Below are 9,792 nucleotides of genomic sequence, written 5' to 3' on the forward strand. Positions count from 1 at the left end.
AGCGTCACCGACCCGGTGGCGAACATCACCGCGGCCGCCAACTACGCCGCCCACCGCTACGGTTCCATCGACAACGTCAACTCCGCGTACTGATCAAGTCTCCCACTACGGCCGGGGGCCGGGCCGGCTCGCCGCCCAGGGGGACGGATTCCTTCCAGGGAGGCGATGGTGACCGGCTGATCGAGTGGCTGGTGCCGCAGGTGTGCCCGGTCGAGCTCAGCTGACCGCCCTGGCCGCCGTTCTCGCCCGCGCCACGGGCTGACGTGAGAGGGGACGGGATCGGTGTGAGACTGGGCACGGAAGGGGTGATCCCCGTGTCGGACCCACCGCACGCGTCCTCCGGTCCCGACACCGCTGTCGACGAGAATCGGCTGGAAGAGCTGATCATCGAGGCGCAGACTGCCCTGCCGGTCGAACTGCCTGCCCTGGCGAACCGGTGCGCCTCGGCCCTCGGGCTGGGCACCGCGCTGATCTACCTCGTCGACCTGCAACAACGGCTGCTCGTCCCACTCGATGAGGCCTTGGAACCGCTGGGGGTGAGCCGCTCGTCGGCCGGCTGGGCGTACCGGACGGTCTCCCCGCGGGTGGCCGAGGCCGACGACGGCTTGATCATCTGGATGCCACTGGTCGACGGTGCGGAGCGGCTGGGCGTGCTGGAGGTGCGGACCGCCTCGCTCGATGGGGTGCGCATGCGCCGCGCCCGGATGCTGGCCCATCTGTTCGCCATGCTGATCACCTCCAAGCGCGCCTACAGCGACTGGCTCGCCGCCCGCACCCGCACCGCGACCATGCAGTTGCCCGCCGAGATGATGCGGGCCTTCCTGCCACCCCACACCATCGGCAGCGGCAGGTGTGTCTCGACCGCGGTCCTGGAACCGGCGTACGACATCGCCGGTGACGCCTTCGACCACTCGGTGGCCAAGAACATCCTGCACACCATGATCCTCGACGCCATGGGACACGATCTGACCGCCGGCCTGACCACGTCGGTCGCCATGGCGGCGGCACGCAACGCCCGCCGCGCCGGCGGCGACCCGGCCGACGTCGTCGGCTCCGTCGACCAGGCGCTCGCCCAGTGGCTGCCCGACCACTTCTGCACCGCAGTGCTGTGCCGGCTCGACGCCGAGACCGGAGTGCTGCGCTGGGTCAATTGCGGTCACCCCCCACCCCTGCTGATCCGTGCCGAGCGGGTGCTGACCGGGGCACTGGACAGCACCCCGCAGCCACCGATCGGCCTGGCCGGCCCACTCGCCCCGGCAGCCCGGCAGGTCCAGGAGACGACACTGGAACCGGGCGATTGCGTCCTGCTCTACACCGACGGTGTCGTGGAGGCTCGCGACGCGGACGGCGCGGAGTTCGGCCTCGACCGGTTCACTGACTTCATCATCCGCTCCAACGCCGCCGGCGAGCGCCCGGCCGAGGTGCTGCGGCTGCTCATCCACGCCATCCTTGACTACCAGCGCAACCAACTGCGGGACGACGTGACCATCCTGCTCTTCGAATGGCGCCCGCAGCACCGGTGACGCGGTACTGCACCGAGCCGCGCTGTGCTCGTGCGCTCGCCTTGCGCGGTCCCCGCACCCGCCGGCAGCCGCCGCGAGGACGACCCGGTCATCGCGCTGAGCCGCAGTCCACAGCATGACGACGCCCTTGGCGAGCGTGACGATCTCGCGTCTTCTGCTCGGCGAAGGTGAGCCAGCGCAGAATCTGCGGCTCGACGTCCCGCTCCACGGAGGCGCCGAGCGGGACGTGCAGCAGGGAGCACGACGCGGACATGGTGAACCCGCTGGTGCAGGGGCGTCCTTCTGCTGAGGGTCCGTGGGTTCGTGGCCCTCATGCCCGAGTGGGGTCGATACCGAAAACCCGGTGAGGGCTGCGCGGACGTAGCGGTCCCACTGATGGCACTGCTGATGCTTGCGCTGCGGGCACGACCCCGGCGGGAGTCATCCCATCCCCGCTCGAAGAGGGCGGACGAGTGTGAGTACTTCGCCGACCGGCGGGACGTCGGCCCCTCCGAAGGGATCGTTCGGCTCGGTCAACCGTCCGTATCAGTCCCGCGTCTTCCCTCGCGACCGCCCACCACTCGCACAGGAGAACAGACCGTGAGCGACAAGGACGTTGAGCCGGCCGACGAGCGGGGTTACGAGCTGGGGCCCTGGTGGATGGGGCTCGGGACGGCGGGCGCTGTCGCACTGATCGTCTTCGGGGGGCTCGTAGCGGCGTGGTTCTTCTTCCGGCTGCCCGGCACCCCAGAGAATCTCTCGACCGGCTACTACCAGGTCGCCAGGCTTGCCGCCGTCGGACTGGTGATTGCGGGAAGCGCCCTGCTGGGCCGCCGTCGCACCCGGACCGCGGCCGACGAGGAGACCAACGAGCCAGAACGCGCATGACACCACCGGCCGGTGGGTCACGGTGGTGATGGGAGACACGACGGATCCGAGCACGGATCACTGCCGAAGTGCCGGCCCTTCGGGGACAGAACGCGGCTGTGTTGATCACCAGGCGCACCCCGATTACGGGGCCCTCATCCGCGTCGGCGCACGTTCACTCCCCGGCTCGGCAGTCGGACAGATCGCAGTCTCATCCCGACCGAGCCGTCTCATCGCCCGCCCGGCTCGGGCGGCAGGACGATGTTTCGTTTGAGAAACTTGCAGGTGGGTCCCTTGGGCAGGGTGTCCACGATCCACACCTTCCGCGGATACTTGTAGGCGGCGACCTGGCGCTTGACGTACTCACGCAGTTCCTCGGCCGTCGTCCGGGTGCTCGGCTTGAGAACGACTGCCTCCCCGACCTCCTCACCGAGGTCGGGGTCTGTGAGGCCGATGACTGCGGCGTCGGCGACCGCAGGGTGCTCGTACAGCACGTCTTCGATCTCGCGGGGATACACGTTGTAGCCACCCCGGATGATCACGTCCTTCTTGCGTCCGACGATCCAGAAGTATCCGTCCTGGTCGACCCGGCCGAGGTCGCCGGTGTACAGCCAGCCGTCCCGGATCGTGGCAGCGGTCTCCTCGGGGCGTCGCCAAGAGCGCTTCATCACGTTGTGCCCGCGGATCACGATCTCGCCGGTCTCCTCGTGCGGCACCTCCTGGCCGTTGTTGCCGACCACCCGCATCTCGGCGCCCGGGACCGGGGTGCCGACCGAGCCGGGTCTGGGTGCCTGCAGGGTGTTGAACGAGGCGACGGGCGACGTCTCCGACAGCCCGTACCCTTCGAGCACGACGCAGTCGAACGCAGCCTGGAACGCCATCCCCGCAGATGCGACCAGAACTCGGTGACGCTCGGCTGCGTGGCCCGGGGGAATTCGGCGGTCATCAGCATGAACGGCCGGTCCAGGTCGGTGGTGATGATGGGTTGCATCGGGCCGTCGAAGCTCAGTCCGGCCCTGATGCGCTGGTCCTCGCACATGGCGAGGGCGGTCGCCGTCGCACCCTTCGACCAGCCGAACATGCCGATGCGGTGCGGGTCGAGGGCGTTGAGGAGACCAGCAGGCAGCACGTGGTGGTCCGCGTCGGGGTTGCGGCCCGCGGCGAGCTCCTCGATACGGTCGAGGACGAACCGGATATCCGTGGCGTAGTCCCGTGGTGTCAGATTCGGGTTGTCCAGAGGCACGGTGAGCCGGCCGTCGGGGAACTCGCTGATCGCGTCGTAGGTGTGATCCACGGTGACCACCACGTACCCGTGGCTGGCGAGTTCCTGCACCACGATGGTGGTGTCGGCACGGTGGTTGTGCGCGCCGTGCGAGAACACGACGACGGGCAGGCGCTTGCCTGTTCGCAGGACGGGGGCGCCCTCGTGGCCCGCTGTGAGGGGCGCCACCGCGACGTCCTCCGGAAAGCGTGCCGCCGCGAGGAGTGACCGCGTCACGGCGGGGGACGCGTAGCGCGCCCGGGGATACCGCCCGACGCTCCGGGCCGGGTACCAGACACTGGCCATCAACTCGCGACAGTGCCCGGGACCGGCCACGGGATCCGGACGTGAGGCGTCGATGAGGTGCAGCGGTACCGTGCCGACCGGGTGCGGTCCGGTGGGCATGGGCAGATGGAGCTGTATCGGGCCGGGAGCGGTCGCCGCCGCCCACGCGTGACCTGCCGCTCCGAGCGGCACGGCGGCCCCGACGCCGACGGCCAGCGCGGCTGTGAGTACGCGGCGGCGCGTCAGGTCCGATTTGACGGTGACCGGCGTGGTGGTCACATGTCCTCCCCAGGAATCTTGGATGGTGTCCGGCACGCTGTTCGTGTTCGCCCGGCTCCAGGGCGAGTTGGTGCGGTGGACGCGGTTGCCAGGGCCGGGCTAGGACTCAGGGCCTGAGCCCTCGCCGCCTTCTTCGATCTGGCGGATGAGCCGCTTGAGCTGGGTGACTTCGTTCCGGAGGGCGCGGTCGCCGGCAGGGGTGAGAGAGAGCCAGGTGCGGGCGCGCTTGCCCTCGTAGCCCTTTTCGATGTCGACCAGACCGGCCTTCTCCAGGACGGCCAGGTGCTGGCTGAGGTTTCCGGCGGTGAGTCCGAGCGCCGTGCGCAGGAAGCCGAACTCGACACGGCGTGCCTGGTGGGCGACGGTGAGGATGCCGAGGCGGACGCGCTGGTGGACCACGTCGTTCAGGCCGTTGACGGGGTGTTGATCAGGCTCGGAGATCACGAGGCATCGTGCTGACGGGACAACTCGGCCCGGTGGAAACCGAGGGCGCCGAGCAGGAGGAGCAGGGCTTGGACGCCCAGGCGGGGCAGGGCGGACCAGGGGGAGGTGACGGGGATCATCTGCCAGCCGGGGACGAGCGGCATCAGACAGATGGCCAGGTACACCAGGGTGAACACCAGCAGGGCACGGCTGCGTTCCACCCAGGAGAGTACGAGCAGCGGCAGTCCGACGGCCGTGACGTTCCCGGTGAGCAGTTCGATGAACCCCGTTGTCCCGGAGGTGGGGTCGAGGTGCAGGCCCCAGAGGTCGATCGGGTCGCCAGGCTGCGGAGTCCCCTGACGGATGGACCAGAACGTGGTGGCGGTCACCAGGCCGAGCAGGGTGATCCCGGTGAGGATGTACGGCCGGACCGAGGTACCGACTCCGCGGTTACGGGAGCGGCGGACATAGAAGAACGCCGTCGCGACGTAGGCGAGGGCGAGTCCGATGGGCCAGTAGAACGGCTCACCCTGCTTGACCTGCGTGATCAGGGTGCAGTCGGTGCCTGCCCCGGAGTCGGTCGCGGGGCAGGGAACGGTCTCGACATGGTAGGTGAAACGGCTGACCAGGACTCCGCCCAGTGTGAGCGCGCCGAGTAGCAGCAGAGGGAACCAGGTGCCGCGTTGAGCGGCGCGGACTCGGCGGGTCAAGTCGCCGAGGCTGGCGAGGACTTCGTGAAGGGCGCCCGAAGACGGCACCGATGCGTCTGTCACGCCATCAGCTTTGCATTACAAACCAGTTATGACAAGAAACCCTGCTCGGGCGGCCGCTGGTCGTCCGAACCGAGATCCCCATCGGGCAAGCCCGGGTGTCCATCCGCGGACACAAGTTCGACCGCCAGATCGACATCCTCACCGCGGCCGGCTGTCGCCTGGGCCGTACCGCCACTTGGCGCACCACGATCTGCTAGCCCGGCCTGATGATTGATGCCGCCGTGTGTGGCTCTCCCGAGCCGTGTCCGGACTGCGGACGGCTGGCCACACGACTGTCCGCCTGGCGCGAGAGGAAGATCACGCCGGGCGGACGGACGCGGCCTTGGCCCTGCTCGTGACACGCGGTACGGTCTGTCCGATATCGACGACGGCGAGACGGAAGCCGGTGGGAATCCGGCACGGTCGCGCCACTGTGTGCGGGACCCTTCCGAAGGGAGGGTGTTTCGCGAGTCAGACCCGTGGCCGTCGTCCTGTGCACCACCGAGTTGGGACGCGAACTCCCAGAGGAGGTACTGCCATGGCGCAGTCCGTCGCCCAAGCGACAGCCACCACCCCCGCCATTCCCGCCACGCTGCCGCTGAAGGCGATAGCACCCTGGGCGGTCTTCTTCGGCATCCTCATGCTTGTCCTGCTGTACTTCGTCGGCGCCGAGCAGGGCGCCACCTCCGTGTTCAGCGGCACGGACGTCCATGAGTGGGTGCACGACGCCCGCCACCTCCTCGGCTTCCCCTGCCACTGACGCGAGGGGACGTACACCCATGAACTCCGCAACGGTAAGAAACCTCCTCGTGCGGGGCATGCTCGCCGGCCTGGCCGCCGGTGTGCTCGCCCTCGTCGTCGCCTACCTCCTCGGTGAGCCGAGCGTCGACAAGGCGATCGGCTTCGAGGACGCCCACTCCCACGAGCACGAGATGGAAGTCGTCTCCCGCTCCCTGCAGTCCACGGCCGGCCTCGCCACCGGCGTCCTCATCTACGGGGTCGCCTTCGGCGGCATCGCAGCGCTCGCCTACTGCTTCGCGCTCGGCCGCGTCGGCCGCTTCAGCCCGCGGGCGACCGCGCTGCTGCTGTCCGGCTGCGCGCTCCTCGCCGTGTACGTCGTGCCGTTCCTGAAGTACCCGGCCAACCCGCCGTCGATCGGTGACCCGGACACCATCAGCAAGCGGACGACGCTGTACTTCCTGATGATGCTGCTCAGCGTGCTCCTGGCGATCGCCGCCACCATTCTGGGCAAGCGCCTCGCGCCCTCGCTGGGTACCTGGTGGGCGACGGTGGTCGCGGTGGCGGTCTTCGCCGTCGTGATCGGTCTGGCCTATGAGTTCCTGCCGGTCGTCAACGAGGTGCCGAAGGACTTCCCGGCCGCGTTGCTGTGGCGGTTCCGGCTCTCCGCTCTGGCCATTCAGGCCGTTCTGTGGGGCGGATTCGGCCTTCTCTTCGGTGAATTGGCCGAACGGCTGCTGAACCCCAAGCCGGCGACGGTCTCGGCCGGGAAGGCAGTTCCAGCCGCGCGCTGACTCCTTCAGGACAACAGAGGGCCCTTCGGAACCATCCGGGGGCCCTCTCGCGTTCTTCGGACACCGACGCGCATCGGATCACTGGCATGACAGAGGAAAGCCGGCCGATCAGACGCGGACCATCATGGCGAGGAGCGGAGGAACCGAGTGGCCAGACATCCCCAGCCGCGCCACATCACCCTCGGCGGCCGTGAGGCGATCGCTCTCACCCCGGAGGAGTACGAGCAGCTGATCGCCAGCCGACGGCAGATCGGCGGTCAGAGCGCGCGCGTACGGGTGCTCGGTCAACAGGCGAAACGGACCGAACAGCTCCTGAACGACCTGGAGAGGCTGATCGCCGCCCCGCCGGACGCCTGCCGCGAGCGGGACGGCGGGGTACCGGGGGCGTGCCTGCGGACATGCGGCGGCTCAGTGGCCACGGAGCCGGACACCTGCAACACCGACGCCATCACCGCGATAGCTGAACTGCTGCGCCGTCACCGGGACCCGGCATCCTGAATCAACGGCGACGTCCGCGCCACAGCGGGCCTGACGCAGCGATGCGCTCATGGTGGGCGACATGAGGTACCCACGGCCGGTCGCGCTATCGCTCCGGTCCGCTGCCGTCACGGGGTGCGGGACTCGACGGGGTGCGGCCCGCTGCACGGCGGTGCCGACGAAGCGGTGATGCACATGCTGGAGGAGATCAACGATCCGCAGCGCGCCGAGCGGCACGCTCACCACCGCATCACCAGCCGCTCTCCTTGGCCGACTCCAGGGCTTCGAACACCCTGAGCGCGTCGCGGAGGGCGGCGACATCGTGAGTGCGTATGTAGTCCGCCCCACTGCGCGCGGCATACAGTTCCGCCGCCAGTGTCGCGGGACCGATCCCGGAAACCGGGCTTCCCGTGAGCTTCCGCAGGAACGACTTCCGGGAGGGGGAAATCAGCACCGGTACGTCGAAGCGCGCTTTCAGCCGTTCGAGCCCGGCCAGGGTCCGCAGTGACGGTTCGGGGCTGTTGCCGAGAAAATAACCCAGTCCCGGATCGATGACCAGCCGGTCGCGGCTGATGCCGGCCGCTTCCAGCGCGGTCAGACGGTCGGCGAAGAACTCCTCGATTCCTCTGTACACCTGCGTGGGGTCGGTCCGCACCTTGGTGGCGGGGCCGTGACGCTGTACGGAGTGCATGACGATGAGCCGGCAGCCGGTGTCGGCGAGCTCCTCGTACCGGGCGGGATCACCGAAGCCCTGGATGTCGTTGAGATATGTGGCGCCACGCGCGGCGGCGAACAACTGTGTCGCGGGCTGGTACGAGTCGACCGACACCGGGACGCCCTGGGCGACCAGTTGATCGATGACGTCGGCCAGCCGTCTGATCTCCTCGGCCTCCGTCACCTTCTCGGCTCCCGGATGGCTCGCGGCAGGCCCGAGTTCGATGACGTCGGCCCCGTCCGAACGCAGCCGGTGTGCGTGCGCCACCGCGGCTTGTGTGGTCAGAAACCTGTTCCCGTCCGAGAACGAATCCGTGGTGATATTGACGATCCCGACCAGTGAAGGCCGACGGATTCCCACGGGCGAGTATGGAGTTTGCTCATCCATGGAGCTCAAGCCTCTGATAGATCTCTGTCGTCACTGTCGAGAAGTTCATGGTCATGAAGTGCAGTCCGGGAGCCTCTTCGGCGAGCAACCGGCGGCACATCTCGGTGGCATGGTCAATGCCGAGTGCTCTGACCGCTTTGGGGTCTTCCTGCGCGGCAAGCAGCCTCTCGGCCAACTGGGCAGGGAAGGCGGCTGTGGAGAGCGTAGGAATGCGTTGCAGTGAGCGGATGGTGGTGACCGGCATGATCTCGGGGATGATCGGTGTCTCACATCCTGCCGCTGCTACACCGTCACGGAAACGCAGGTAGTCCTCGACGTCGAAAAACATCTGGGTGATGGCGTAGTCCGCGCCGGCCCGGCACTTCTCGACGAAGTGGCGGATGTCGCTCTCCCAGTCGGAGGATCGCGGGTGCATCTCGGGGAAGGCGGCGACACCGACGCAGAAGTTCCCGGACTCCCTGATCAGGCTGACGAGTTCAGCAGCGAACCGCACACCTTGCGGATGCTTTGTCCAGGGGCCGAGCGGATCGCCGGGCGGGTCTCCGCGCAAGGCGAGAATGTTGCGCACGCCCTGGTCGGCGTAGTGGCCGAGGATGTTGCGCAGTTCGGCGACGCTGTGGTCGACCGCGGTGAGATGGGCGACCGGGGTGAGCGTGGTTTCCTGGGCTATCCGCCCCGTGACGTTGACGGTCCGGCCTCGTGTCGAGCCGCCTGCGCCGTAAGTGACCGAGACAAAAGTGGGCGACAGGCTCTCGAGCCGGCGGATTGCGTTCCAGAGTCCGGATTCGGCCGCCGCACTGCGCGGCGGCATGAACTCGAAGGAGTAGGAGCGGCCTCCGCTTGCGAGTAGGTCGCGAATGGATAGAGCGCTGTCTGTCCTTGTGCTGGGGATACCAAGAACCATAGAAGTCCTCCGAGGAATTGAGTGGTCGAGCAGGACCTCGGTCACTCCGCCGAGGGCGAGCCGCTTTTCCACAGCGCGCAGGTGGGGCAGTCCTGTCGGGGCCGGGGCGCTTGGGGCGCCCCGGCCCTCGGGAGGTGTGGGTCAGGACCCGGGCAGCTCGCCGCGAACGGTGCGGGCGGCGGCGACCAGGTTCTCCAGAGAGGCCCGGGTCTCGGGCCAGGCGCGGGTCTTCAGGCCGCAGTCGGGGTTGACCCAGAGCCGTTCGGCGGGGATGGCCTCGAGGCCGGTGCGGAGCAGTTCGGCCGCCTCGTCGGCACCGGGTACCCGCGGGGAGTGGATGTCGTACACGCCGGGTCCGGCCTCGCGCGGGTAGCCGTGGGCGGCGAGTTCGCGAGCGACCTGCATGTG

11 protein-coding genes, 2 pseudogenes and 1 riboswitch are annotated in these 9,792 nt (G+C 68.5%); of the genes and pseudogenes, 6 read left to right on the plus strand and 7 right to left on the minus strand.

What is annotated here, in order from left to right; translation table 11 throughout:
• Nucleotides 1-314 precede the first annotated feature (314 nt).
• Both ABZ471_RS45990 and ABZ471_RS45995 read left to right on the plus strand, forming a co-directional pair.
• Nucleotides 315-1,523 (plus strand): PP2C family protein-serine/threonine phosphatase, encoded by a 1,209-nt coding sequence (locus tag ABZ471_RS45990; protein ID WP_359075123.1) that lies wholly within the window; start codon nt 315-317, stop codon nt 1,521-1,523.
• 579 nt (nt 1,524-2,102) lie between these two features.
• Complete coding sequence (locus tag ABZ471_RS45995; RefSeq protein ID WP_359075124.1) at nt 2,103-2,390, plus strand: hypothetical protein; 288 nt, start codon at nt 2,103-2,105, stop codon at nt 2,388-2,390.
• A 209-nt stretch (nt 2,391-2,599) separates the two neighbouring features.
• On the opposite strand, the gene ABZ471_RS46000 is transcribed toward ABZ471_RS45995, so the two are convergent.
• The 4 genes and pseudogenes from ABZ471_RS46000 to ABZ471_RS46015 all read right to left on the minus strand — a co-directional run bounded on the left by ABZ471_RS46000 (nt 2,600) and on the right by ABZ471_RS46015 (nt 5,327).
• The gene (locus tag ABZ471_RS46000; RefSeq protein WP_359075125.1) at nt 2,600-3,250 is read right to left on the minus strand and encodes an AMP-binding protein; all 651 of its coding nucleotides are present in this window, start codon (nt 3,248-3,250) and stop codon (nt 2,600-2,602) included.
• Nucleotides 3,251-3,711: 461 nt separating this feature from the next.
• Nucleotides 3,712-4,035, minus strand: a pseudogene (locus ABZ471_RS46005) (acetylhydrolase); the annotation flags it as partial.
• Between the two features lie 258 nt (nt 4,036-4,293).
• Nucleotides 4,294-4,638, minus strand: a complete 345-nt coding sequence (locus ABZ471_RS46010; RefSeq protein WP_359075126.1) for a transcriptional regulator — start codon at nt 4,636-4,638, stop codon at nt 4,294-4,296.
• Nucleotides 4,635-5,327, minus strand: a complete 693-nt coding sequence (locus ABZ471_RS46015) for a hypothetical protein (RefSeq protein ID WP_359075127.1) — start codon at nt 5,325-5,327, stop codon at nt 4,635-4,637. Before ABZ471_RS46015 ends, ABZ471_RS46010 begins: the two co-directional genes overlap by 4 nt.
• Nucleotides 5,328-5,721: 394 nt before the next feature.
• A riboswitch (cobalamin riboswitch) is annotated at nt 5,722-5,871 on the plus strand.
• A 36-nt stretch (nt 5,872-5,907) separates the two neighbouring features.
• Between ABZ471_RS46015 and ABZ471_RS46020 the strand changes: the two genes are divergently transcribed.
• The 4 genes from ABZ471_RS46020 (at nt 5,908) to ABZ471_RS46035 (ending at nt 7,675) form a co-directional block, all read left to right on the plus strand.
• The gene (locus tag ABZ471_RS46020) at nt 5,908-6,129 is read left to right on the plus strand and encodes a CbtB-domain containing protein (protein WP_359075128.1); all 222 of its coding nucleotides are present in this window, start codon (nt 5,908-5,910) and stop codon (nt 6,127-6,129) included.
• Between the two features lie 19 nt (nt 6,130-6,148).
• The gene (locus ABZ471_RS46025) at nt 6,149-6,901 is read left to right on the plus strand and encodes a CbtA family protein (protein WP_359075129.1); all 753 of its coding nucleotides are present in this window, start codon (nt 6,149-6,151) and stop codon (nt 6,899-6,901) included.
• 147 nt (nt 6,902-7,048) lie between these two features.
• Entirely contained in the window at nt 7,049-7,399 is a 351-nt protein-coding gene (locus ABZ471_RS46030) for a hypothetical protein (protein WP_359075130.1), read from the plus strand.
• Between the two features lie 174 nt (nt 7,400-7,573).
• On the plus strand, nt 7,574-7,675 hold the full coding sequence (locus tag ABZ471_RS46035; protein ID WP_359075133.1) for a hypothetical protein: 102 nt from the start codon (nt 7,574-7,576) through the stop codon (nt 7,673-7,675).
• On the opposite strand, the gene folP is transcribed toward ABZ471_RS46035, so the two are convergent.
• From folP to ABZ471_RS46050, 3 genes and pseudogenes are all read right to left on the minus strand, one after another.
• Complete coding sequence (gene folP / locus ABZ471_RS46040) at nt 7,629-8,480, minus strand: dihydropteroate synthase (RefSeq protein ID WP_359075131.1); 852 nt, start codon at nt 8,478-8,480, stop codon at nt 7,629-7,631. The two genes, ABZ471_RS46035 and folP, sit on opposite strands and share 47 nt — an antisense overlap.
• Nucleotides 8,473-9,384 (minus strand): methylenetetrahydrofolate reductase [NAD(P)H], encoded by a 912-nt coding sequence (metF, locus tag ABZ471_RS46045; RefSeq protein ID WP_359075132.1) that lies wholly within the window; start codon nt 9,382-9,384, stop codon nt 8,473-8,475. Before metF ends, folP begins: the two co-directional genes overlap by 8 nt.
• A gap of 141 nt (nt 9,385-9,525) precedes the next feature.
• Nucleotides 9,526-9,792, minus strand: a pseudogene (locus ABZ471_RS46050) (5-methyltetrahydropteroyltriglutamate--homocysteine S-methyltransferase); the annotation flags it as partial.

Origin of the sequence: Streptomyces sp. NPDC005728, assembly GCF_040630895.1 — a bacterium.
Taxonomy (GTDB): domain Bacteria; phylum Actinomycetota; class Actinomycetes; order Streptomycetales; family Streptomycetaceae; genus Streptomyces.